General features: G+C 43.5%; 21 protein-coding genes. 19 read left to right on the top strand and 2 right to left on the bottom strand.

Going from position 1 to position 24,464, the window contains the following annotated elements:
- Nucleotides 1–244 precede the first annotated feature (244 nt).
- Both F6X55_RS03080 and F6X55_RS03075 read left to right on the top strand, forming a co-directional pair.
- Entirely contained in the window at nucleotides 245–802 is a 558-nt protein-coding gene (locus F6X55_RS03080; protein WP_026570639.1) for a sugar O-acetyltransferase, read from the top strand.
- A gap of 26 nt (nucleotides 803–828) precedes the next feature.
- Nucleotides 829–1,389 (top strand): GNAT family N-acetyltransferase, encoded by a 561-nt coding sequence (locus F6X55_RS03075; protein WP_026570638.1) that lies wholly within the window; start codon nucleotides 829–831, stop codon nucleotides 1,387–1,389.
- Between the two features lie 476 nt (nucleotides 1,390–1,865).
- Here the strand turns inward: F6X55_RS03075 and F6X55_RS03070 are convergent, their stop codons facing one another.
- Nucleotides 1,866–2,327 carry a BsuPI-related putative proteinase inhibitor gene (locus F6X55_RS03070; protein ID WP_153461906.1) on the bottom strand — a complete coding sequence of 154 codons (462 nt, stop codon included), beginning with the start codon at nucleotides 2,325–2,327 and terminating at the stop codon, nucleotides 1,866–1,868.
- A gap of 234 nt (nucleotides 2,328–2,561) precedes the next feature.
- Here F6X55_RS03070 and kynU point away from each other — a divergent pair, with 234 nt between their 5' ends.
- From kynU to F6X55_RS03050, 4 genes are read left to right on the top strand one after another with little or no spacing between them, the layout of a single operon-like run.
- Nucleotides 2,562–3,854 carry a kynureninase gene (gene kynU, locus F6X55_RS03065; RefSeq protein ID WP_153461904.1) on the top strand — a complete coding sequence of 431 codons (1,293 nt, stop codon included), beginning with the start codon at nucleotides 2,562–2,564 and terminating at the stop codon, nucleotides 3,852–3,854.
- Nucleotide 3,855: 1 nt separating this feature from the next.
- Nucleotides 3,856–4,485 (top strand): arylformamidase, encoded by a 630-nt coding sequence (gene kynB, locus F6X55_RS03060; RefSeq protein WP_026570636.1) that lies wholly within the window; start codon nucleotides 3,856–3,858, stop codon nucleotides 4,483–4,485.
- Between the two features lie 19 nt (nucleotides 4,486–4,504).
- Entirely contained in the window at nucleotides 4,505–5,344 is an 840-nt protein-coding gene (gene kynA, locus F6X55_RS03055) for a tryptophan 2,3-dioxygenase (RefSeq protein ID WP_026771491.1), read from the top strand.
- Between the two features lie 47 nt (nucleotides 5,345–5,391).
- On the top strand, nucleotides 5,392–6,744 hold the full coding sequence (locus tag F6X55_RS03050; protein WP_026570634.1) for a sodium-dependent transporter: 1,353 nt from the start codon (nucleotides 5,392–5,394) through the stop codon (nucleotides 6,742–6,744).
- Nucleotides 6,745–6,919: 175 nt separating this feature from the next.
- Here F6X55_RS03050 and F6X55_RS03045 read toward each other — a convergent pair whose 3' ends face one another.
- Entirely contained in the window at nucleotides 6,920–7,225 is a 306-nt protein-coding gene (locus tag F6X55_RS03045) for an iron-sulfur cluster assembly accessory protein (RefSeq protein WP_026570633.1), read from the bottom strand.
- 390 nt (nucleotides 7,226–7,615) lie between these two features.
- Between F6X55_RS03045 and F6X55_RS03040 the strand changes: the two genes are divergently transcribed.
- From F6X55_RS03040 to F6X55_RS02980, 13 genes are all read left to right on the top strand, one after another.
- On the top strand, nucleotides 7,616–7,753 hold the full coding sequence (locus tag F6X55_RS03040) for an FbpB family small basic protein (RefSeq protein ID WP_152525520.1): 138 nt from the start codon (nucleotides 7,616–7,618) through the stop codon (nucleotides 7,751–7,753).
- Nucleotides 7,753–8,196, top strand: coding sequence for a DUF5392 family protein (locus F6X55_RS03035; RefSeq protein WP_153461902.1), 444 nt, complete (start codon nucleotides 7,753–7,755; stop codon nucleotides 8,194–8,196). Before F6X55_RS03040 ends, F6X55_RS03035 begins: the two co-directional genes overlap by 1 nt.
- Nucleotides 8,197–8,712: 516 nt before the next feature.
- Complete coding sequence (locus F6X55_RS03030) at nucleotides 8,713–9,981, top strand: ABC transporter substrate-binding protein (protein ID WP_153461900.1); 1,269 nt, start codon at nucleotides 8,713–8,715, stop codon at nucleotides 9,979–9,981.
- A gap of 60 nt (nucleotides 9,982–10,041) precedes the next feature.
- The gene (locus tag F6X55_RS03025) at nucleotides 10,042–10,917 is read left to right on the top strand and encodes a carbohydrate ABC transporter permease (protein WP_026570629.1); all 876 of its coding nucleotides are present in this window, start codon (nucleotides 10,042–10,044) and stop codon (nucleotides 10,915–10,917) included.
- A gap of 14 nt (nucleotides 10,918–10,931) precedes the next feature.
- The gene (locus tag F6X55_RS03020) at nucleotides 10,932–11,813 is read left to right on the top strand and encodes a carbohydrate ABC transporter permease (protein WP_026570628.1); all 882 of its coding nucleotides are present in this window, start codon (nucleotides 10,932–10,934) and stop codon (nucleotides 11,811–11,813) included.
- 37 nt (nucleotides 11,814–11,850) lie between these two features.
- Nucleotides 11,851–13,620 carry a cache domain-containing sensor histidine kinase gene (locus tag F6X55_RS03015; protein WP_153461898.1) on the top strand — a complete coding sequence of 590 codons (1,770 nt, stop codon included), beginning with the start codon at nucleotides 11,851–11,853 and terminating at the stop codon, nucleotides 13,618–13,620.
- Nucleotides 13,610–15,169: a response regulator transcription factor gene (locus F6X55_RS03010; protein WP_153461896.1), complete on the top strand. Its 1,560-nt coding sequence runs from the start codon at nucleotides 13,610–13,612 to the stop codon at nucleotides 15,167–15,169. Before F6X55_RS03015 ends, F6X55_RS03010 begins: the two co-directional genes overlap by 11 nt.
- A 54-nt stretch (nucleotides 15,170–15,223) precedes the next feature.
- Nucleotides 15,224–16,654, top strand: coding sequence for a glycoside hydrolase family 1 protein (locus F6X55_RS03005; protein WP_153461894.1), 1,431 nt, complete (start codon nucleotides 15,224–15,226; stop codon nucleotides 16,652–16,654).
- 76 nt (nucleotides 16,655–16,730) lie between these two features.
- On the top strand, nucleotides 16,731–17,633 hold the full coding sequence (locus F6X55_RS03000; RefSeq protein WP_026771483.1) for an ROK family protein: 903 nt from the start codon (nucleotides 16,731–16,733) through the stop codon (nucleotides 17,631–17,633).
- A 76-nt stretch (nucleotides 17,634–17,709) separates the two neighbouring features.
- Entirely contained in the window at nucleotides 17,710–18,021 is a 312-nt protein-coding gene (locus F6X55_RS20010) for a hypothetical protein (protein WP_051382050.1), read from the top strand.
- A gap of 403 nt (nucleotides 18,022–18,424) precedes the next feature.
- A complete protein-coding gene (locus tag F6X55_RS02990) occupies nucleotides 18,425–19,033 on the top strand; it encodes a 3'-5' exonuclease (protein WP_153461892.1) in 609 nt (202 codons plus the stop codon).
- A 90-nt stretch (nucleotides 19,034–19,123) separates the two neighbouring features.
- The gene (locus tag F6X55_RS02985; protein WP_153461890.1) at nucleotides 19,124–20,020 is read left to right on the top strand and encodes an ROK family protein; all 897 of its coding nucleotides are present in this window, start codon (nucleotides 19,124–19,126) and stop codon (nucleotides 20,018–20,020) included.
- Nucleotides 20,021–20,210: 190 nt separating this feature from the next.
- A complete protein-coding gene (locus F6X55_RS02980) occupies nucleotides 20,211–24,326 on the top strand; it encodes a bacterial Ig-like domain-containing protein (protein ID WP_153461888.1) in 4,116 nt (1,371 codons plus the stop codon).
- The last annotated feature ends 138 nt before the right edge of the window (nucleotides 24,327–24,464 follow it).

Raw genomic sequence — 24,464 nt, 5'->3', positions numbered from 1 at the left:
CCATTGTGACTTGGCAGGGTGTTTTTTGTTGCGTGAAGTTTTGAAAGGGTGTTGATCAGCTCTGGAATGGCTGCATGGCTTTTCAGCGGCTAGTTGTTTTAACCATTGCCAATCGGCAAGTTTTTTCTTTGTCAGATTTTGCAAGGTACTTGTGCTTACCATTTTATTCTGATAATTTCAATTTTTTATGTTACCCTTTATATTATCTGGCAAATTTGTCATTGGGAAGAAGGAGAGAATATAGATGAAAACGGAACGCGAAAAAATGATTGGCAGCGAGTTATACGATGCAAGTGATCCACAATTGGTTGCAGACCGACTCAATGCGCGCCGCCTTACGAGACTTTACAACCAAACCACAGAGACTGACGATGAAAAGCGGATGAATCTCCTCAAGGAGCTGTTTGGCTCTACAGGTGATAGTTTTTTTGTGGAGCCGACCTTTCGATGTGACTATGGCTATAATATCCATATCGGAGAAAGGTTTTATGCGAATTTTGATTGTACGATTCTCGACGTTTGCGAGGTCCGCATTGGCGATGATTGCTTATTGGCTCCAGGTGTACATATTTATACAGCTTCTCATCCGCTTGATCCGGAAGTCCGTAAAGCTGGTGCTGAATACGGAAAACCGGTCACAATAGGAGACAATGTCTGGATTGGCGGAAGAACAGTGATCAATCCTGGTGTGACGATTGGCGACAACTCCATCATTGCCTCTGGTTCTGTCGTGACCAGGGATATTCCGGCAAATGTAGTTGCTGGTGGAGCGCCGGCGACTATTCTTAAGGAAGTAAAGTAAAAAAATTAAAGAAAGGAGCTGCTCTGTTGAACCCTCTGTTATGGGACATACCCGCCGAAATAAAAACAGAAAGGCTACTGTTACGCATGCCTGAATCAGGTGATGGAGAAGCGGTGAATCGGGCGGTCAAAAGGTCAATCGAAGAATTACGTCCCTGGATGCCATTCGCTCAAACTACTCCTACTTTAGAAGAAAGTGAAGAAGATATTCGCGAAGCCCATATTCGTTTCCTGAAACGGGAAAAATTAAGGTATTTGCTGTTTCACAGGGAAACGAACGGGTTTATCGGATCTTCTGGTTTCCACAATATCGACTGGAAAGTTCCGAAATGTGAGATAGGCTATTGGATCGACACGAAGTTCACCGGTATGGGATATATGACAGAAGCAATAAAAGCCTTGACATCGTTTGCATTTACCGAACTGACCTGCAGGAGGGTAGAAATTAGATGTGAGGAAAAGAATTTTAAAAGCAGGGCAATACCGGAAAAGCTGGACTATGAACTAGAGGGGATCTTGAAAAATGATGATGTATCTGTAGATGGTAATCATATGAGTAACACTTGTATCTATGCAAAAGTAAAGTAAAAAGATGAGAATGGGACGCTTTTCGCAGGCACTGCTTCAGCTAACTTGGCACAGAATACCGCTTTGCCAAGTGGATCTTCAGGTCGAGCTGTCCAACTGGAGTCTCCCATTTCAGAAGAATGGCCGATCCCCCCTGCTGATTTTTCTTCTTCGTCACAGTTTAAAATTTTAAAAGTCAGTAGAAGAATACGGTGCATCTTGTTTTCACACGTGGAAATCTGACTCCGATAACGCAGCGGAGGCAAGATACGGAGACTCAATCGGGAACAGCCCGAGTTTCCACTCCGCAAAAAGCGGTTGGTGCTTCTCAGGGGTGGAAGCTGTTTCCGTGGAACGAGCAGTATTCTGCCTGGCAATACAACACTTATCAAACAGCAGGTTAAAAAGAAGTCCAACCAAGGAATAATAAAGACCGAGCGATGACGATTAGTGTTTAGCATTCGTTCGGTTTTTGTTTTGTTCCGGTGCTTATCCTTTTATTCTTCTCCTGGCACAGTAAAAGAATGCTCGGCTTTGTATTTTTTACCACTGCTTGGTGTCAACCATGCTCCCAACCTGTAGTCACCAGGATCGATGTCATGTTCGCGTAAATCTATTAGATACTGCAGCTTTTCACCTGAATCAATCGTTTCTTCGCCCATCACTTGGGCAAAGGACGTAACACTGGAGTAAAGAAAAATTTGCTCACCGGCATCATTGGTGATTTCGTAATCGTAGCGCTGCGAACTTGTAAACTCCAACTTGATATTTTCCTCACTTTCATTCGTCACGGAATATTGATAAACGAGTGGGCTTTGTTCCTCCAATACGGCATGTACCTGGTTGGTTGTCTCTTCGCCGTTTCCATTCACTTCTTCTGCCTCCTCCTCATGATTGGTTGTGCCACAGCCGGCCAGTATGGCTCCTGTCATTAATAAGAAAAGGAATGCTTTTTTCATTCCATTACCTCCTGTGTCATTTGTCGATTAGACGTTTGTGATGGCTCTAACGTTACAAAACTAACTGTATTCTTTAAAGGAATGCACAAAAAATCCCAAAACCATACCTATAATATAGAATAGAACAAGTCATTTAATATGCAAATCGTAACGTATGCTGGGCTGTCGTTGACATCCAAGCAGGTAAAATATATAGTCGAATTGACAGAATTTTTCAAAAGGAAGGGGAAGCTGATGACGTCAAAAGAGCAAACAGATAAGTGGAACAGGGAATATGCGAAACAATTGGATCGGGAAGATCCACTAGCTGGTTTTCGCGATGAATTTTACTTGGATGAAAATGTTATTTATTTTGACGGCAACTCTTTGGGATTGCTCTCGAAACCTGCAGAAAAGGCTGTCCATCAATTGATGGGTTCATGGAAACAAAATGGCATTGACGGCTGGACTTCTGGAGAAAACCCTTGGTATTACCTGGCGGAGTCACTGGGAGAGTTATCTGCTCCATTAGTAGGGGCTGAACCGGAAGAAGTCATCATCACCGGGTCTACTACAATCAACCTGCATCAGCTTGTCGCCAGTTTTTATCAACCGAGTGGCAGAAGAACAAAGATTTTGGCAGATGAATTGAATTTTCCATCAGATATTTACGCTCTGCAGAGCCAACTGGAGCAAAAGGGATATGATCCATCTACACATCTTATCCGTGTGAAAAGCACAGACGGCAAAACACTGGATGAGCAGCAGATCATTTCGGAGATGACGGACGAAATTGCGTTGATTGTGCTGCCCAGTGTCCTTTATCGCAGCGGCCAGGTACTTGACATCAAACGTCTGACCGAGGCTGCCCATTCCCGTGGAATCCGGATTGGCTTTGATTTATGCCACTCTATTGGTGCAATTCCCCACCGATTGAATGAATGGGAGGTCGATTTTGCTTTTTGGTGTACGTATAAGCATTTGAACGGCGGTCCAGGCAGTATCGGCGGTCTGTATGTAAACAAGCACTATTTCGGCAAAAAACCGGGTCTGGCCGGGTGGTTCAGTTCGAACAAAGAAAAACAATTCGATATGGAGCATTCGTTGAGCCCGGCCGCCAATGCGGGCGCTTTTCAAATCGGAACACCTCATATTCTCAGCATGGCGCCGCTTCTTGGTTCTTTACATATGTTTGCAGAGGCAGGAATTGAACGAATTCGCACCAAGTCACTGAAGCTGACGGATTATTTCCTTGCTTTGGCAAAGCATCGCTTGCATAGTTATCAGTTTACGATTGCAAATCCTCTTTCGCGCGATTCCCGTGGTGGCCATGTTTTTCTTGAGCATGAGGAGGCTGTCCGGATATGCAAAGCATTGAAGGAGGGAGGGGTCATCCCGGATTTCCGGTCTCCAAACGGTATAAGACTGGCACCTGTTGCGCTTTACAACACATTTGAAGAAGTTTGGCAGGTGGTGGATTTGTTGAGGACAATTATGGAGGAGAAGCGTTATCTGCGCTTTGAAAAGAAACGGGAGGTGATTGCATAAAATGAAATCCTCAGAATGGATCGACATCACGCAACCCTTATCGGATAAGATCGCTCACTGGCCGGGTGACGAACCTTTTTCCTACAAACTGACCTATTCCAAAGAACAAACCGGCTCAGTGAACATTGGTCAAATCAGTTCCAGTTGTCATACAGGCACTCACATAGATGCCCCTTACCATTACGACAATCAAGGAAAACGTGTCCTTGATATCCCGATTGACACATACATTGGTCCGGCCAAAGTCGTCGACGTCTCAGATGCAGAAAAAATCGATGCAAACATTCTGTCAAAATTCCGATTTGATGGCGTGGAACGACTGCTCTTGCATAGCTCTCTTCCGAATCGACCGGAACGATTCCCTGAAAGCATGCCATTACTTGATCCGGATATCGGCCCCTTTTTAAAAAAACGGGGAATAAAGCTTTTGGGGGTCGACATGCCATCCGTCGACCCGGTAGAAAGCAAGGAACTGCCAGTTCATCATGCCTTGTATGATAATGATATTTATATTCTGGAAAATCTCATGCTTGATCATATCGTATCAGGAGATTATGAATTGATCGCTTTGCCTTTGGCACTCTTAGAGGCTGACGGTAGTCCGGTACGTGCTGTACTTCGCTGTCTGTAACTGGAGAGGGGGGATAAAAATGACTGATAAGAAGAGTGATTCAGGAGAAGAAGGAATCCATACGGATTTCAGGGAAAAAATGACGTACAGTGACTATTTAGAACTTGACCGTTTGTTGTCCAGTCAGAAACCTTTATCAGACCACCATGATGAAATGCTGTTCATCATCATCCACCAGGTGAGTGAGCTATGGATGAAACTGATTCTCCACGAAATCCAGTCTGCGATTCAAGCTATTCATAAGGACGATTTGGCTGAAGCATTTAAGATGTTGTCCCGGGTCAAGAAAACTCAAAGACAAATCATCTCAGCCTGGGATGTGTTGTCGACCTTGACTCCGAGCGAATATATTGAATTTCGCGATAAGCTCGGCCAGGCTTCCGGATTTCAATCTTACCAATATCGGCTGATTGAGTTTTCATTGGGCTACAAAACTCCGCATGTGCTAAAAATATATAAGCAGGATCCTGTAATTTATCAACAGCTATTGGAAGCATATAAAGCACCCGGCCTGTACGATGCAGCCATTCGGGCTCTTCATAGGGCAGGTTTGCCAATCAATCATGAAATGGTAGCGAGGGATTTTTCAGAACCTTACGAGGCTGATTCGAGTGTGGAAAAAGCATGGCTGGAAGTATACGAAAATACCGATCGGTACTGGCCGCTTTATGAGTTGGCGGAAAAGCTGGTCGACATAGAAGATTCCATGCAACAGTGGCGTTTCCGTCACATGAAAACAGTCGAGCGTATCATAGGATATAAAACAGGGACTGGTGGTTCTTCTGGGGTAGGCTATTTGAAAAAGGTCCTTGATCATTATTTTTTCCCGGAGCTTTGGAATCTCAGGACGAAAATATAGCGAAGACCTTACACTTTATATTAAAATAGCGTGATTGGAGGGTTTATATGAAAACAAATCGAGAGCAATGGTCTTCAAAAATAGGATTTATCCTTTCGACGGCGGGGGCGGCAATTGGTCTCGGCGCGATTTGGAAATTTCCATATGTTACCGGGATGAACGGCGGGGGAGCGTTCTTTCTGCTTTTTGTAATTTTTACAGTATTGATTGGACTGCCCTTGTTGATTTCCGAGCTCATTATAGGTCGAGGAGCTGGAAAAGAAGCAGTCACAGCCTACAAGGTACTGGCTCCGGATTCCCATTGGCCTTGGGTAGGAAGGCTTGGAATAGTAGGCTGTTTTCTGCTTTTGTCCTTTTACAGTGTCGTAGGGGGCTGGGTGCTGGTATACAGTGCAAAAGCAATTACTGGAACAGTGATCACCGATTCTGCCGATTATGGGGAAATGTTCGGTGCTGTCACAGGCAGTCCTTCCGTTACATTAATCGGTCTTGCCCTATTTTTACTTATTAATGTCATTGTCGTTTCTTTCGGGATCAAGAAAGGGATCGAGCAGGCGAGCAAACTGCTCATGCCATTGTTATTTATCTTTTTCATCATTTTGGTTGGCAGATCATTGACGCTGGATGGCGCCATGGAGGGGGTTCGGTTTTTCTTGCGGCCCGATTTTTCTAATATAACTGGAGAAGCGGTGCTATATGCTTTAGGGCAATCCTTTTTCTCCTTGGCTGTCGGGTTTTCCTGCATGGTTACATACAGCTCTTATCTCGACAAGCAAGTGAGCATCCCGTCTTCAGCCGGGAGTGTTGCCGGTATGAACATCTTTGTCTCCCTTTTGGCTGGTTTGGCAATCTTTCCAGTCGTGTTCTCCTTCGGACTGGAACCGACAGAAGGACCTGGCTTGCTGTTCATCGTACTTCCTTCCGTATTTTCCCAAATTCCATTTGGAGAGCTGTTTTTATGTCTGTTCCTGTTGTTATTTTTATTTGCTACGCTGACTTCTTCTTTCAGTCTGCTGGAAATCATCGTCTCAGCTTTTACGGAAAATGGGAAACGACGCAGGAAACCTGTCACGTTAACCGCCGGGATCGTCGTGTTTTTCGCTGGAATACCGGCCGCTCTTTCTTCAAGTACGATAAGCGGCTTCCATTTATTCGGCCTTACTGTTTTTGATGCGACCGACTACCTGGTAAGTAATATCCTGCTTCCGGTCGGCAGTCTGCTCATCGCGATTTTTATTATACATCGGATGGAGAGTTCCCTTGTGGAACAGGAATTCAAGCTTAGTTCAGGTCTGGCTTCTCCGTGGTATATCATTTGGAAAAATCTGATGCGGTTTGTGATTCCGATAACTATTGTAGTTGTTTTTCTCGCTACGATCGGAATTTTCGGGTCTGCCTGATGAGGTAATGGATACTGTTTTATTAGCTGCCTTTCTGTAGATTTAGCTATGGTAAAACATGTCTTTCTGAAAGTTTCCGGGCAAAAGCAAGGCCGACAAAGCAAAAACCGAACGAATTGGAGTAGTTCGGTTTTCGCTTTGGTCACTATGCAATGCTTTTTTGTCCCTGGGTCGATTAATGAATGTGAGGCGGGTGGCCCTTTGAGGAGTTCGTGATTTTAAATCCTTCGGTAGGTATATAAAAGTATTGAATCCATACACCGTCCAGAAAATCTTCCCTGCTATCCATCAATACATCAATCTCTTTGTCTGTTTTGACTATTTTGTCATGTTCTTGCGGGTAATCGAGAGTCAGATCATAATGAGCATGGTTTCCGTGAAACTCCGAAACGAAGACCCGAAGCATCTGGCCCTCTGCTCCATCTTCCGCAAGCCACTGCTTGATTTTTTTGGCAGCATTTCGATTTATTTTGCATTTCATGGTATCATTCCTCCTTGAAAACCATTATCGCTTCTCGAATTAAAAAAAGAAAGAGATGAGGCTTGCTTTGTAAAGAAGGTAAATCTTCGGCAGACGGCGGGACATCTCCAAATCAGCAAGACAGAAGCAACCGACAAAATAGTTTGACAATTGAGACTGACAGGTGTATTCTAATGTTATAAGTTAATAATCCTTTAAGGGGAGTAGCTTTTACGGCAAAGTCGTCAATACAGAGTTTCATACTCTCGGCTTTGTTGGCAACGTGTGTTGTTAGCAAGACCTTACCTGTTCGAAGGTATAGGTCATTTTTATTTTCTCGGACCTATACCGGAATCGGTATAGGTCTTTTTGTCTTATGACGGCGGGAACACCAGTTAAGGAGGAAAGAATATGAGGAAAAATATTTCGTTTTCTGCTTTAGTAGAACAAAATAAACTGGAATTAACCCGTAATTTACGGGAGGTGGAGAGGATCGAAAAATCTTTGGATGATAAATACCTGAAAGCAGACAAAGGGGTGAAACAGTGATGAATAACTTGATGTTCCAGAACATGCCTGACTATATCAAAGAGGAAATGGAAGGAGTAATGAGGAAGGCAAAATCGTTGATAAAAAAGAATACGGTTCTCACACTTCTGTCCATACCGTTAATCGTTTTTTCGGTATTTAACTTGTTCTTCCTTGTCTTTCGTTTTGGAGTGGAAAGCGATATGGTCTATGTGCTTCTACTGTTTGCCTTGCTGGGATCCATCGGCATAGCGCTGTATAAAGAAGCCAAAGCGGTCCGCAAAGAAATCAGGAAGGTCAGCAGTGAACATATCGTAGAAAGAATTGAGGCAAGCGATATAGTAAACGATTACCAAAAACGTGATTTTATCGACTCTATCAAAAAACGGCCAGTTTTGGCCATGAGTGTTTTCATCCAGTTTCTTCAGGAAGAAAAACATCGGCAAGAAAACAGCTCTAAGTAAGTTCTGCAGTTGTCTTCATCCAAACATGACTTACAAGTAAATATGAAATACGAAAACCGATCGATGATTCAAAAACTTTGAATTCGTTCGGTTTTTTTTTTATGGGAAATAAGTAAACCTTCTACCCTTCTCTTATGAAAAGTGTGATTCTCCCCTCCGGAAAGGTATTTTGCTTTCCGCGGGAGGAGCTTCAGCTCGCTCTCATCCCGCTGGAGTCTGCATTGCCTGCGATGGATGGAGATGCTTCGCTGCAGGTGTGATTGCTTTTTTATCTATTGCTTTTAATGGTAAAAAAGCTAAACTTTGGAAACCGGAAGTGCTTCTTGTCCTTCATGTGTTGGTTTGCATCTTTTCATTTCCGAAGAGTAAAGGGACCCCATGCTTTTATCCCGGTCGATTGTTCCGGATTTACAAGTTCGTAAATTTTCGGATGATTTTGTAGATTTACAGGATAGTGAGAAAACGGAAAGCTGTTACAATACAATGTAAGCGCTAGCAATCGGGAGGAGATATAATATGAAAAAAATAGGATGGCTGTTGGCAAGTTTGCTTGTATTGATCAGTTTAACCGCGTGTGGTGGGGAAAGCGACGAAGCATCCGGGAGTGATGTAATCGAACTGACCGTCTGGAATGATTGGACGGAGGATCGCCCGGAGAACACTGTATACAAAGATATGATCAAAAAATTCAACGAAGAAAATGAAGGAATCGAAGTGAAAATAGAAAGTATCCCGCATGACCAGTATGAAACCAAACTACGTACACAAGCTGCAGGACAGCAGCTTCCGGATATGTTCCGGGTTTGGCCGGGTACCAGAATTGCTCCGTTGGTCGAGGGAAACGCACTGCTTTCCTTAAATGAAATTGTCGATGAATGGGAAGGGAAAATACCGGAGGGAATCTTGAAGGATTATGCCATCGATGGAGAGCATTACGCAATTCCTGCCAATATCAGTGAAACCAGCTTGATCTTTTACCATAAAGATGCATTGGCAAAGGCAGGTTTCGATACGTTTCCTGCTACTTACGAAGAACTGAAAAGTCTGATCGAAAAATTGAAAGAACAGAACGTCACCCCTATCGCTCTTGGAAACAAAGCGATTTGGCCGCTTCAATCGGTGTATATATCGACGATTGCAGACCGTTATACCGGAAGTGATTTTTTAGAAAATGCGTTGAATGGAGAAGCTTCATTCACCGATGAACGATTTGTCAAAGCATTATCTGTCATTGAAGAGTTAGCAAATATGGAAGCGTTTAACGGGGACTTGAATACAATCGATGAAGCGCAATCGCGAAGCGAGTTTGTCAGTGGCAACACGGCTATGCATTTTGCCGGCTCGTGGGCGATAGGGCCGATATTGGACAGTGTGGAAAATCAAGATGCAATCGGAGTGGCCCCGTTTCCATCCTTTGAAGGAGGGGACGGTGATCCTGCCAAAATAGCAGGAGTTGCAGGTGGCGGTATTGCCTTGAACAGTGATTTGAGTGGAGAGAAAAAGGAAGCAGCTTTTACATTTCTAAAATACTTCTACAGTGATGAAATGTTCCAAAAGCTAGTCAAAGCCAATATCATCGTGCCGGCTGACGTAGAAATGGACGACAGTATCCCAGAGGTGTTTCAGGAAGCCAACAGCTTTGCACAAGGCGGACTGGCACCTGTCTATGATGCAACCCTCACGCCGGAATTGACCGATATCATCAACAACGGCTTACAGTCGATCACCCTTGGGGAGAAAACGCCAGAAGAATTAGCGGAAGAGATGGAGAAGGAATCGGAGTAAACAAAACAAGCATGGCAGGCTGCCGTCATGGCGGCCTTTCCCATGAAAGGAGGAATGGAAATGCAGGCAGCCGGAAAAACAAAAGGAGCCATCATCATCGGTTTATTACCTGCCATCTTGATTTATAGTGTATTTGCCATTCTGCCGATCATTCAATCGTTTTATTATTCGGTAATGGAATGGAATGGATTTTCCGATATGTCTTTTGTAGGATTGGCAAATTTTCAAGCACTGTTCCAAGACACTTTGTTTTGGAATTCGGTGAAAAACAACATTTACGTCGTATTGGCATCGGTATTGGGTCAAGTACCGATCGCGCTGTTTATTGCATTATTGTTGAACAGGAAGCTGAAGGGATTGAAAATCTTCCGGACAATCGGTTTTTTGCCCGTCGTTTTGTCCACTGTGGTCATCTCGTTAACCTGGAGCCTGATTTACAACTCGGAAAATGGTTTGATCAATGAACTACTCCGGGCATTGGGCTTAGGAGGATTGGCGCAAAACTGGCTCGGGGATACGAACTGGTCGATGATCGCTGTTTGTGTCACGGTTATCTGGCAATTTGTCGGCCTGTATTTAATTATTTTTCTTGCCGCTTTGCAAAATGTACCGGAAGAAGTTTTGGAGGCAGCAAAAATCGATGGTGCGTCTGAATGGACTACCACCTGGAAAATAACAGTGCCGATGATATGGGATACCATCATCGTTGCCGTCATTTTATGCATTGCAGGAAGTTTGAAGACTTTCGATTTGATCTATGTCATGACCAACGGGGGGCCGTCCCATTCGACGGACGTTATGGCGCTGTACATGTTCAATGAAACCTTCAGCCAGCTGCAGTATGGATATGGCAGTGCCGTATCCGTTGTCATTTTTTTCTTTAGTTTAATTTTGATTTTTATCGTCACCAAATTACTGGGACGTAAAATGTTATAAAAAGGAGGAACAAGATGGAAACGACAGTGAAAACGGCCGCTGGAACACAGGTTGAAAAACGAAGAGGCCGTAAAAAGCCTGGTTGGAAACGGCTTTTGATTTATATAATCCTTATCTTGTTTGCCATTGTGAATGCTTATCCGATAATCTGGATGGTCATCAATTCATTCAAGTCAGAAAGTGAGTTTGCTGTTAACCAATTCGGGTTTCCAAAAGAATTTGTATTGGAAAACTATCAGAACGCTTGGGAGATAGCCAACTTTGGGGTCCTTTTTAAAAACAGTATATTCATCTGTGTCGCTGCTACTGTCATCACCGTACTAACAGGCGCGCTGGCTGCGTATTTTCTATCCAGATTCACATTTAAAATGAATAAAACCATATATACATTTTTCATATTCGGAATGCTGATTCCTATTCATGCAACCCTGGTACCAATGTTTATCCTCATGCGCAATCTCGGATTGTTGAATACGCCGATCACCTTGTTATTTCCTTATATCGCTTTCCATTTACCGATAACGATTTTTATTTTAACAAGTTTCATGAAAGCCTTCCCCAAGGACATCGAGGAGTCGGCAATCATGGATGGGTGTGGCATTTTTCGGATATTCTGGTCCATCGTGCTTCCGATGTCCCGCCCGGCTCTGGCCACCGTGGTCATTCTCAACTTCATTTATAATTGGAATGAGTTTTCCTTCGCACTGGTACTGATCAATGATCCAGCGTTCCAGACACTGCCGCTGGGGCTGGCAAATTTCGCTGGACAATTCACAACCAACTATGGTGCACAGATGGCAGGTTTGACTATGTCATTGGTTCCGATAGTCGCCATTTATTTAATGCTTGAAAAAGAAATCGTGAAAGGTATGACAGCCGGGGCGGTTAAAGGATAAGATAGAGCTAACACAAGATGGCCAAGGATGGATGCGAATGTTTCGCCAATGGGGATTGAAAAAACAGTTTGCCACCGTTTTCCTGGTATTGATCACTCTTCCGACGATGTTTTTCGGTGTTTTGATCTATTATCAAACAACAAAAGCCTTTAAACAACAAGCAGCCGACCATACTATCGGACGTTTGGAAACAAGCGAAGAAACATTGACATCGGTTATACGCAACGTGGAAAACATGACTTCCTTCATGATTTATGACGAAAACTTCCGTACTTTTTTCACTTCGTCGAAATCGGAAATGACTAGTGAGGACTACAAGCGGGCTGAAGAGGGCATAAAAGGCTATTTCACTTTTCAGTTGACGTCTTTTGATTATATCGATTCCATCATGTTGGAATCAGGAAGTGGAAACGAGCTTCATTTTGGCAACCCAGTCACAGCGGATGAAGAGGTGTTGGACAAGGGTGCCGCGAAGAAAGGCGGTGGCCTGTCCTGGAGCGGTTCCTATCAGGTCGATAGTGATTGGGAGGGGAAAAAACAAGTGATCAGCCTCTCAAGAGAAATAAATGATCTCAATCATATCACCAAGCCGATCGGACGAGTGAGAATTCGACTGGACCAGGAGGATTTATATCAGACTATCAAAGGCGACAATGCTGGCGGCCAGGGGTACTTCTTTGTCATGAACGATAAAGGGGATGTGGTACTGCATCCGAATGAAGGGATGGTTGGTAAACCGTTCCCTGATCAGACGCTGATCGATCGGATTATCGTGAGCAGTCATCGATCGATCAGCTATGAAACGAAGGAAGACCGTTTTTTGGTGGTGAAAAAGCAAATAGACGGTATGAATTGGTTTTCGGTGGCTGTCGTGAACCAGGGGGAAGTAGTTCAAGAACTTTATAATGTACGGTCCCTGATCGTGGACATGATTTTGTTGCTTTTGCTGCTGGGAAGTGTCGCTTTTGCTGGATTTTATTTTTTCAATATCCGACGCATCATGGAACTTACCGAGCAGACCACACAATTGGAAAACGGGGATTTCAATGCCAATGTCAGTGTAAACACCAATGATGAAATCGGAAAGCTCGGCATGCGCTTCAATCAGATGGTGAAAACGATCCAGACATACATAAACCAGGAATACAAGCTGAAGATCAAACAAAAAGAATCTGAACTTCAAGCCATGCAAAACCAAATAGACCCTCACTTTTTGTATAATACGTTGGATATGATTCGTTGGACAGCAAGGCTGGAAAATGCGATGCAAACGGGGCATTTGATCGAACAGCTTTCAAAAATGTTCAGGATGAATTTGAATAAAGGGAACATGTGGGTCAAATTAGAAGAGGAATTTGCTTACATACGCCATTACCTTGAATTGCAGAAAAGCAGGATGGGAAGTCGTCTGCATTACAGTATTTTTTATGATGCGGAAATCGGCGGGGCATACAGTATCAAACAGATTTTGCAGCCACTCGTCGAAAACAGTATCCGCCATGGATTTAAAAACATTTCTTATCAGGGAGAATTACGAATCAGGGGATATAGACAAGGGAATCAAATTTTGATTGATGTAGTGGATAACGGGGCAGGCTTCCATCCGCATGGTGAAGCTGGAAGCGAAGGCAGCGGCTTTGCGCTGAATCAGCTGCAGGAACGATTATCGCTTGCTTTTGGAGAGGATGGAAAGATAGTTCAAATACCTTCCAGGACCGGGACCTGGATGCAAATCAAACTGCCGTTGCTGAAAACGAAACCGGAAAAGAAGAATAAAAAGGAATCGGGTGATTGGAATGACCTGTAAAATGCTGATTGTCGATGATGAGCCGATTATCCGCAATGGATTGACAAAAACGATACCATGGGAAAATTATGGTATCGAGATTGCGGACACAGCACATGACGGGTTGGATGCAATGAATAAAATAAACGCTGCAGATGACATTGATATCGTCGTAACGGATGTTCGAATGCCGAATCAAGACGGTTTACAGCTTGCTGCTTATTTAGCTGAACACTATCCAGCCATCCGTATCATCATTCTAAGCGGTTATGATGACTTCAACTATGCTAAGCAGGCAATGCACGCAGGGGTCAAAGATTACTTATTAAAACCTGTAGACATAGATGAACTGATCGCGGTGGTCAGAAACACGACCGAAGAGATTTTGGAAGAACGCTTCAGGACGGCTCAGATGGAAAATTCAGCGATCAGAAACGAACTATACTACCAGGTTATCGAGAGACCAGTCAGCCATTTTCCTGACAAACAACTTGTTGGAAAAGTGAAGCTATACCCTTTCGTCACCTTGATCAAAAATCATTCGGTCCTGACAACAGAAGAAAGTCGCGGACAGCTTGGTGAATGGAAACGTCATTGGGAAAATAGAATTTCTCAACTGTTTACGAGTAGTGACGTGAATTGTATTTCTTTTTTTACCGGAGAAAACATGTTGTTGACCAGTCTGATTGTAAAAAAGGAAGAGCTAAAGATCGACGCGGTTAAACGACTGCTGATTTCCGGAATAAGTGAAATGGAAATACCGTTATACGCTCTTCTCTATGACAGGTACATACGGATGAATGAGCTAGCGGATGTATACCGTCAATTTGAGCAATCATTATCATTTTTGCCATTGGCAGATCAAGGAATCCTCCAACTCCCCCTGCTAGATTCTTGGCAAAAAGACTGCAGTCTGTCTGATTTTCCAAGTGACAAGTTGATCGATTCCATCCTGCGTGGCGAAACAGACAAGGTAAGGGACCGAACAAATGAATTGTTTGACAGCTTCCGATATCATGCTTGTTCTTTGGAGGATGCAATCTCAGCGGCAAGGGATGTTGTTTCCTCTGCTTACGAAAGGTGTCAGGGGTTGATGAGAAAACAGCTCGATGCAGACCCGGTTTTGCTTCGTTCTCTCGACTTTCAGGACTACAACACCTATGAGGCAATCCAGACTTTGTTTGAGAATGATGTCAGAAAGCTGATGGATCAGTACCAGTTGACTCATGCAGAAAACAATGACTGGTTGATGGAGCGTGCCGAAGCTTACATGAAAAATTACTACACCACAGATATCAAAGCTCACGAAGTAGCCGATGTCGTTAATATTTCCCCGAATTATTTCAGCTCTTTGTTCAAACAAAGAACTGGCAGGAATTTCAATGAATATGTAAATGAACTCCGAGTGGAACAAGCGAAGACGTTACTCGCCAGCACCCCTTTCAAAGTAAGGGAAGTAGCAGAGCAGGTCGGCTACCATGAATACAAATATTTTGTAGAAGTGTTTAAAAAATTTGTGGGGATGACACCGACAGAGTATCGAAAATGGAACACGGCCAAAGTAGAGTGAATCTTCAAATCTCTCATAGCAGAATTCCGATATTATACAAAAGGAGCGATTACTATGCAAAAAAAATTGATACAAGTGCCAAAGGATTTCATGATCGGTGCAGCAGTTTCCGCCTGGCAGACAGAAGGATGGTCAGGAAAAAAAGATAGCCAGGATTCCTATTTGGATGTATGGTACAAAAATAATCATAATGTCTGGCATGACGGGTATGGACCTGCTGTGGCAACCGATTTTCGAAACCGCTATAAGGAAGACATCGGTTATATGAAGGAGATCGGTCTGACGCATTTCCGGACTTCCATCAATTGGTCTCGATTTCTGGTAGATTATGAAACTGCTGTTGTAGATGAAGATTATGCCGCCTATATCGATGACATGATCAATGAATTAATCGCAAACGGTATAGAACCGATGATTTGTCTGGAGCATTACGAAGTGCCGGCAGTCTTATTTGAAAACTATGGCGGCTGGGGATCCAAGCATGTAGTCGAGCTTTTCGTGAAATACGCAGAGAAAGTGTTCGAACGGTACGGTGATAAAGTACGGAACTGGTTCACTTTCAATGAGCCGGTTGTCGTACAGACGAGGGTTTATTTGGATGCCATTCGTTACCCGTTTGAACAGAATACAAAGAAATGGATGCAATGGAATTATAACAAAGCACTGGCCACAGCCAAGGTGGTATCTTTGTTCCGTAAAATGGGATTGAGTCAAAGTGCGAAGATAGGCGTTATTCTAAACCCGGAGGTAACGTATGCCCGATCTTCTGCCCCTCACGATCAGGAGGCGGCCCGCATCTACGATTTGTTCTTTAATCGTGTCTTTTTAGATCCCTCTATCAAAGGGGAGTATCCCCAGGAACTGTTCGATTTAATGGAAAAACATGATATAACATTTGAGCATACCAAAGAAGAACTAGTAATCATTAACAGAAATAAGGTCGATTATGTAGGGCTCAATCTCTATTTTCCACATCGGGTACAGGCACGTACATCCGCATGGAATGAACGGATTCCTTTCCACCCGGCCTATTACTACGAAAAATTCGATCTACCCGGCAAAAAAATGAATCCTTACCGCGGATGGGAAATCTATCCACAAATCATGTACGATATGGCCCTTCGAATGAAAGAGGAATATGGGAACATCGAATGGTTCATTGCCGAAAATGGAATGGGGGTTGAAAAGGAACAACGCTTTAAAAATGAGGATGGCATGATTGAAGATGATTATCGAATAGAGTTTATCAGTGACCATTTAAAATGGCTGCTAAAAGCAGTCGAAGAAGGTGTGAATTGCAGAGGCTATATGCTATGGGCGTTTTCTGACAATGTTTCCCCGATGAATGCTTTTAAAAATCGTTATGGTCTTGTCGAAATCAACTTAGAAGATAACCGGAATCGCAGGTTGAAAAAGTCTGCCTACTGGTATCAACGATTGATTTCAGAAAGACAATTCGAAACGAATATGGAGGAGTATAAGTGATATCACTGTTCATGCATGAGACTCAGTAAGGACCTGAACTCATTTCACTTAATTAATGGAAGAGAGGGGGGGAAACGTGGACCATGTTCTGGCAATAGATATAGGTGGAACATTTCTGAAGTATGGGACTGTTACCAGAGAAGGACAAATCCTGTCAAGCGGCAAAATGAAGACGCCGAAAACGATCGATGACTTGCTATTATTCCTTGAATCGGAAGCAAAGTCTCAACCATTTCTGGCAGGAATTGCCGTGAGTGCACCAGGAGCCGTGTCGGAGAGTGGTTTTATATATGGTTCAAGTGCTGTCCGTTATCTCCACGGTCCGAACATGAAAGCATTGATCAGAGAAAAAACCGGTTTGCCGGTCTTCATGGAAAATGATGCCCACTGTGCTGCTTATGCAGAGATTTGGAGAGGAGCCGCTGCAGGTAGAAAGGATGTCATGGTAATGGTTATCGGGACGGGGATCGGCGGAGCTGTCATAAAAAATGGAGAACTCCATAAAGGAGATCGTTTGCATGGCGGAGAATTCGGTTACATGCTGCTTACCCCTGATATCGAAAGCAGTGATGACGTTTGGAGCCGGATTGCTTCTGTGAAAGCGCTCGTCAAGAAGGTTGCAAAGAAAAAACATAGTGATCCAACACTACTGACAGGAGAAGAAATATTTGAAAAGGCAGAAGCTGGCGATCTTGTCTGCCGTGAAGCGGTGGATGAGTTTTATCATCTATTGGCTGTCGGAATCTATAATTTGCAGTATATTTATGATCCGGAAATTATTCTTATCGGCGGTGGAGTAAGTGCACGTCCGGATTTAATCGAACATATAAACGGCAAGCTGGACAGGATATTAGGTTTGATCGATTTGGCAAAAATAAAACCGCGTATCGAATCTTGTCTTTTCCGGCAAAATGCCAATATACTTGGTGCTGTTTATGGCTGGTTGAAACAAGAAAAGGATAGCAGGGAAAGACTGTGAAAAATGTTTTACTTGATTTCCCCTCCTGTTGTAAGTGAAAATGTTTTAGTGAGATTTAATACAGGAGGATAAGTATATGGGATTATTTGGCGGGAATGATGAAAAGAAACAATCAAAAGAAGAAAAGCAGCTGCAAAAGTTCATGGAAAAATACCAGTTAGAAGATTTGGATGAAAAGGATCTGGTGGTCCTACAACGCATTGCAAATGACTTGGCAGGAAATAACTTTTTCAAGGCTGGAATGGCATTGAGTTTTGCAAAGGCAGAAGAACAAGCGAAGGTTACCTATTTATCTACACTGGTAGAACAAAATTGGATGATTATCCGCCAATTAGGACGGATGAATGGTAACATGGAAGAATTGTTGAAAAAGCAAGAGCAAAAATAGCAGGTATAAAGGAACATCTTAAAGACCGGGCCCATAAGCTTTGGTCTTTTTTTAAAGGAGAAAAAAATTTTGGTAGCAGAGGAAATAAGCGAGACAGCGGAAATGCAGGCGACCGAGAACCAACAGCAGCTTTCGAGGAGTCTCGGGCGTTCGTCCGGTGTTTTTCGATAGTGAGCTTGTGGAGTATAAAACATTCCGCCTCATTTGCTTTTAAACACCACGCCAATGCTTCCGGGTTAACTTGTTTATATACCTCTCCTGAATTTGATTCGTTTTTCAGGGAGGGGGGGGGAATGCTGTATTGCCAACATAAATTTTAAAAGACTATTTTTTTGTTTGTCTATTTCAAGTATTATATAATATAGCCATAAGCGAGGAAAAAACCTCATTTGGAGGGAATATTTTGCAAATAGCGGCAATAGACTTTGAAACGGCGAATCGTTACCGTACCAGTGCTTGTTCCATCGGAGTCGTCATCGCTGATGAGAAGGGCATTATAGATGAATATTACAGCTTGATCAATCCATTGATGGAATTTGATTCCTTTAATACGTACATCCACGGCATCAATGAACAGGACGTATTGGATGCTCCGACTTTTGACGAACTGTGGCCCGCGTTGATTCCTTACCTGTCCGGCCGATTAGTCGTCGCCCATAACGCCAGCTTCGATATGAGTGTACTGCGGCAGACCCTGGACCGATACGCACTGATTTATCCTGAGTTTGACTATCTCTGTACAGTGACCATGTCCAAAAAGGTTTGGCCGGAATTGCCGAATCATAAGCTCCATACAGTAGCAGCACATAATGGAATCGAGTTCTTTCATCACAATGCGCTCGAAGATGCCAGAGCTGCAGCATTACTGATGGTAGAAGCGATCAAGCACCAACAAGTTGAGGACCTCGACGCGTTGGCGGCTTTGCATGGTTGTAAGAAGGGCAGGGTTTACGAGCGTGGTTATTTTCCGCCTAAAACTCAGACCAAACGGCGAAAGTCTGCTAAACGGTAAGGTCTATTCATGCAGAAACAGGCAGCCACTGGCTGTCTTCTTTGTTTTAATTATAAGGGATTCGTTATTTAGCTATAAGAGGGTGGAGCAATGGAAAAATATTTAGCTTTTGACATAGGTGGAACGTTTATAAAATATGCTGTGATCACGGAAGATGGAGAGTTAGCGGAGAGTGGCAAAACGGCAACCCCGGATGCCCTTGAAGGATTGATCGGTTTCATCGTGGATCACGCGAAGACCCGCGATGAAACTGCCGGGATTGCAATAAGTGCTCCCGGAGCAGTTTCAGAGGAAGGGATAGTATATGGATCGAGTGCCTTGCCATATATACACGGGCCGAATATCAAACAGATGGTTAAAGAAAAGACGAATTTGCCTGTGTTCATGGAGAATGATGCCAACTGTGCGGGGTATGCCGAGGTATGGAAAGGGGCAGCGCAGGGGAAACAGGACGTACTGGCGGTTGTCATAGGTACAGGAATAGGCGGAGCTGTTATTAAAAATGGTTCCTTGCACAAAGGCGCACATCTGCATGGCGGAGAATTTGGCTATATGCTTATACGACCCGAACTTTCCGAAGAAGATAACACATGGAGTGCAACAGCTTCTACTGCTGCTTTGGTCCGTATGGTGGCAGCTGCTAAACGAGTTAAAAGCAGTTCGTTGTCCGGTGAAAAAATATTTTCCATGGCTGAAAACGGGGATAAGGATTGTATAAATGCAATCGACCGATTTTACCATAATCTGGCTGTCGGAATCTATAATTTGCAGTACATATTCGATCCAGAGTTGATATTAATTGGTGGCGGGATAAGTGCCAGGTCCGATTTAACCGACCGAATCGATGAAAAAATAAAAATGATTCTCAACAGGATAGACATTGCCACTGTTGAGCCTAAGATTGCAGCATGTCACTTCAGGCAAAATTCAAATTTACTCGGAGCGGTTTACGGATTGATGAAGCAAATCAATCTTTCTCCCAATTGAAATAACAGATTACTACTAGGTAAATGGTATGAATTTTCGTAAAACTCGGTTGACAATTTGTTGCCCGAGTTTTATGATACAGCACATAACAACGTTGTTAAAGATGTAAGCGTTTTCTTTAATGAAGAAGGTGGTGAAAAAATTCAGGTCTTATCGCAGGGGAGAAAACTTTTGTAAAGGAGATCAATAAATGAAGAAAAAGCTGTTTCTTGTTTTGGCATCCTGTTTGCTTATGTGGAGCAATGTGTCCTTTTCGGTTTCAGCAGGATACACTAAATTTTTGAAGAGCAACGACTGGCAATTTGCCGCTTTCGGTTCTAATACGAGTAAAGAAAAAAATCCATCCCCACTTTTTTATGAAGATGGCTCATTCAGCATGGATGCAACAGGAGGAAAAATAGCAAGTAGTGAAGAGGGACTGTCATTCTATTTTATGGAACTAGCGGCTGATTCCAACTTTGAGATGCATACCACCGTGAAAATCGATCGATACACCCCTGACAGCCAGCGTTCGTTTGGATTGATGATTCGTGACCAAGTAGCTGAAAATGGGGATTCCAGTAAAGTCACTTCCAATTATTTAGCTGTCGGAGGGCTGGACGATCAAATGCGCGGTTTCTACAACCTGGACGGGTTGACTAAAATGAAAGGTTTTACCGAAAGCAGCCCGCCGATTACCGGGGAAACTTATGATTTATCGATTAAGAAATCCGGAGAGGGATATGAGGTTGCTGTAAACGGGGACAAACAAACTGTTTCTTTGCCGGACGGCTTGTCGGATAAGCTCTATGCCGGCTTTTATGTTGCCCGAGAAGCGGCTGTAACTTTTGAAGACTATTCTTTAACAGTCGCAGACAAGGTACCGGAAAGTTTGCAAGCCGATGCAGTAAATATGAAGCAATCGTATTTGATCGGTGAACAGCTTGATTTAGAAGGACTTCTTGTAACAGCTGTTTATTCAGATGGCAGCAGAGAGTTGCTCGACTCAGATGATTTTTTTGTTACCGGATTTGACAGCAACACAGTTGGAACCGGTTCTATAGTGATACATTACGCAGGATCTTCCACAGAGTTAAACATTGAGATTCGGGATTTGGCGCTGACCGATCTGCAAATCAAATATAATCCCGCCAAAACCGATTATTATTTGCAAGATATCATGGAAACGGATGGATTAGTCGTGGAAGGAGAATTCGACAATGGTTATCTGATCGAAGAAGTGGAAGAAGAGCAGTTACAATTCATAATCGACAATGAGATTATCGACCCAGCCGAATATCGATTTACCGAATCAGGAAACCAGACGGTGTTTGTTCAATCAAAACAAAATCCTGCTATTTCTGTTAACTTCCATGTCTTTGTATCAGATGCGGAACTAACCGGTTTAGAGATTCAAAAGGCTCCGCAGAAAACAATCTATTATCCCGGCGATGAGCTTGACTTGGCAGGGTTGATTGTCGAAGCGACCTACAGTGACGGTTCGGTGGAACGGGTAATGCGGCGGCAGCTGAGCGCCTCTCAAATAGATACGAGAACACTTGGCGATCAACAGGTGCAACTATTTTATAAGGAAGCGGAGACAGCCTTTACTGTCCAAGTGAAGGAAAGAGATTTACTGGGTTTGAAAGTGATGAATTATCCAAAAACAACCTATCAAATAGGGGAGGAATTCAACCCAACCGGACTAGAGGTGGGAAAACTGTTCGATAACCAAGATGTAGAGCAAATCAGTGAATCAGATTACCAACTGGATACCTCTGCGTTTGATGGCGGGAAAACGGGGGTTTATCCGATTCAAGTCATCCCTGATATTGATGAAATCGACCCGGTCTCCTTCGAGGTATCAGTCAGAGAAACGCTGCAACCGGAATGGAAGACGATACAATTCGGACAATCAACAGGACCAGAAAAAAACTATGTGGAACAACTGGATGGTGGAACCGTTCGGTTAGTAGCCGAGCCAGGGGCAGGAAAAATAACTGGAGATCATGATGGCATTACATTCTACTATACAGAATTAGACGCAGAAGAGGATAATTTTCAGTTATCGGCTGACATTTCTGTCCGTGAATATGCTAAAAGTCCGGCACATGATGGGCAGGAATCATTTGGCATCATGGCCCGGGATGCGATTGGGGTGGAAGGAGATTCTAGCGTTTTCGCTTCCAATATTGCTGCGATCGGCGGGTTTAGCGGTGGCACTCAGGAAAAAAACGGTACACAGTTGTTTATCCGGACAGGCGTTGATACCCCTGATGGATCTGGAAGCAATGGCATTCAGAAAAAGATGCTGGACGAGGCGAAACCAGTACCAGGCAACACACATCCTGAAAAGGCTTATCGTCTCACTTTGTCTAAAACAAATAGCGGTATATCCGGACAAATCAACGAAGGCGGACAAGCTGTCTTTTTCGAGCCAGCAATATTGAACGTACAGGATTCCAAGATGTATGTCGGTTTTTATACAGCCCGTCTGGCAGACATTGAAGTACACAACATGGAATTGGAGACTACTGCTCAATCTACAGATCCGCCTAAGGTGAATCCGCCTGCTGAACCGGTAAGTCCTAAGCTGGAAGTGTTGTCTAGAAGTAAAACTTCCGAATCTTCCTATGAATTACGGTTAAGACCGAATGTGGACGGATTCGTAACAGTGAAGCAAGGAGAAGAGAAGGTTACCCGATTCCTCTCCCTTCAAGCAGGAAAGACTTCAGTCATAACAACAGAGCTTAACGGTGACCAGGAAAATAACTTCAGTATTTCTTTTATTCCTGATGATACTCAATATTTGACTGACTATAAAAAAATCGTCAGAAATTTTACTGTATCGATGAAGACCTTTCGTGATGGTCAGGACATTTATACAGCTCCTGGCGGTTCACCAGAAGGAACCGGGTCAAAAGAGAGTCCTCTTGACCTTGATACTGCTACCGCATTTGTACAACCTGGTCAAAAAATTATACTGACCGAAGGCAAGTATGTTCGTAATCAAAAATTGGAAATTGAAAAGTACAATGACGGAACCGAAGAGGCTAGGAAGTATTTGGTTGCAGAAGAAGGGACGAGGCCTGTGATCGACTTCGACAAGAAATCAGAGGGCGTGGTACTCAGCGGGAACTTTTGGCATATAACTGGCATTGACTTCACCAAATCTGCAGGTAATACAAAGGGGTTTACAGTAGGAGGCAGCCATAACATCATTGAAAAAAGCCGCTTTTATCAGAACGGCGATACAGGATTGCAAATCAGCCGGACAGTTCCGGAAGCACCCAGAGAAGAGTGGCCAAGCGACAATTTGGTTTTGAACAGTGAATCCTTCGACAATCGGGATCCATCTGACAATAATGCTGATGGGTTTGCGGCGAAACTAACGGCCGGAGAAAACAACGTATTCCAAGGCTGTATCGCCCATCATAATATCGATGATGGGTGGGATTTATATACAAAGGCAGGTACCGGTGCAATTGGCGTCGTCCTGATTGAGGATAGTATTGCTTATCAGAATGGCACATTAAGCGATGGCACGGTTGGTGACGGAGATAAAAATGGTTTCAAACTTGGTGGAGAGGGGATTCACGTACCACATATAATCAAAGACAGCATCGCATTTGGCAATGGAGCAGCAGGTTTTACCAGCAACAGTAACCCAGGGGTCATTGCAGAAAATAACATTGCCTACAATAATGCCGGAGGAAACATCGATTTTTCCACATACGAATCAATCAACCAAGATTTTACCATCGACCGGTTTATATCCTATCAATCTGAGTATACGGCCGGCGATGTTTATCCACAAGCATTAATTTCAGAAACAAACTTTTTCTTTGATGGCGCGCATACTTTGAATAGTAAAGGCGTGGAGCTTACAGATGATAGTTTTGTCAGTCTGGAGCCGGAATTACCTTACCAGCGTGACGCTGAAGGATCGATTATCAAAGGTGACTTCCTTAAAGTCCGGATACCGGCTGAAATTACCGCCAAACCGCATGTTATAAAGAAAAACAATGGAAAAAACCTTGGTGAAAAAGGCCCTAAATTGAATGTTTTTATAGAATTGGAGAAAGGTATCAATCTTGAAGATATAGAAGTCAACAAAGTCAGACTTGATGGGGATTTACGTCCTGTCGGGACGAAGTCTGTAAAAATCGTGGATCATGATAAAGATGGTCTTCCAGAATTGAAAATTCAATTTTCCAGAAGAGCATTGGAAGCTAGGCTTGAAAAAGGAAACCAGCTTATTACCGTTGATGGTGAACTTACTTCTGCCCTGTCGTTCCAAGGACAGGCGGAAATTCTGGTAAAATAGAAAGATAAAGGTGGGTTTTTGAAGGCTTTTTTCTATCCTTTTTGCATTTACCTTGAGTCTTTTTTGCATTGCTTGTGAAGCGTGCTATTCTGGTTTTTACGGGCGTGCTGGTGAGTCTTCTCGGGCGTTGGCTCTGTG

Source organism: Sediminibacillus terrae, assembly GCF_009602435.1.
GTDB lineage: Bacteria > Bacillota > Bacilli > Bacillales > Amphibacillaceae > Sediminibacillus > Sediminibacillus terrae.
Note: the sequence above shows the minus strand (reverse complement) of the source record. Positions and strands in the feature narration are given on the sequence as shown.

Excerpts from the sequence above, each read along its gene's own strand:
- F6X55_RS03080 (WP_026570639.1), top strand. The coding sequence starts at position 245 with ATGAAAACGGAACGCGAAAAAATGATTGGCAGCGAGTTATACGATGCA.
- F6X55_RS03070 (WP_153461906.1), bottom strand. The coding sequence starts at position 2,327 with ATGAAAAAAGCATTCCTTTTCTTATTAATGACAGGAGCCATACTGGCC.
- kynU (WP_153461904.1), top strand. The coding sequence starts at position 2,562 with ATGACGTCAAAAGAGCAAACAGATAAGTGGAACAGGGAATATGCGAAA.
- kynB (WP_026570636.1), top strand. The coding sequence starts at position 3,856 with ATGAAATCCTCAGAATGGATCGACATCACGCAACCCTTATCGGATAAG.
- kynA (WP_026771491.1), top strand. The coding sequence starts at position 4,505 with ATGACTGATAAGAAGAGTGATTCAGGAGAAGAAGGAATCCATACGGAT.
- F6X55_RS03050 (WP_026570634.1), top strand. The coding sequence starts at position 5,392 with ATGAAAACAAATCGAGAGCAATGGTCTTCAAAAATAGGATTTATCCTT.
- F6X55_RS03045 (WP_026570633.1), bottom strand. The coding sequence starts at position 7,225 with ATGAAATGCAAAATAAATCGAAATGCTGCCAAAAAAATCAAGCAGTGG.
- F6X55_RS03040 (WP_152525520.1), top strand. The coding sequence starts at position 7,616 with ATGAGGAAAAATATTTCGTTTTCTGCTTTAGTAGAACAAAATAAACTG.
- F6X55_RS03035 (WP_153461902.1), top strand. The coding sequence starts at position 7,753 with ATGAATAACTTGATGTTCCAGAACATGCCTGACTATATCAAAGAGGAA.
- F6X55_RS03030 (WP_153461900.1), top strand. The coding sequence starts at position 8,713 with ATGAAAAAAATAGGATGGCTGTTGGCAAGTTTGCTTGTATTGATCAGT.
- F6X55_RS03025 (WP_026570629.1), top strand. The coding sequence starts at position 10,042 with ATGCAGGCAGCCGGAAAAACAAAAGGAGCCATCATCATCGGTTTATTA.
- F6X55_RS03020 (WP_026570628.1), top strand. The coding sequence starts at position 10,932 with ATGGAAACGACAGTGAAAACGGCCGCTGGAACACAGGTTGAAAAACGA.
- F6X55_RS03015 (WP_153461898.1), top strand. The coding sequence starts at position 11,851 with ATGTTTCGCCAATGGGGATTGAAAAAACAGTTTGCCACCGTTTTCCTG.
- F6X55_RS03010 (WP_153461896.1), top strand. The coding sequence starts at position 13,610 with ATGACCTGTAAAATGCTGATTGTCGATGATGAGCCGATTATCCGCAAT.
- F6X55_RS03005 (WP_153461894.1), top strand. The coding sequence starts at position 15,224 with ATGCAAAAAAAATTGATACAAGTGCCAAAGGATTTCATGATCGGTGCA.
- F6X55_RS20010 (WP_051382050.1), top strand. The coding sequence starts at position 17,710 with ATGGGATTATTTGGCGGGAATGATGAAAAGAAACAATCAAAAGAAGAA.
- F6X55_RS02985 (WP_153461890.1), top strand. The coding sequence starts at position 19,124 with ATGGAAAAATATTTAGCTTTTGACATAGGTGGAACGTTTATAAAATAT.
- F6X55_RS02980 (WP_153461888.1), top strand. The coding sequence starts at position 20,211 with ATGAAGAAAAAGCTGTTTCTTGTTTTGGCATCCTGTTTGCTTATGTGG.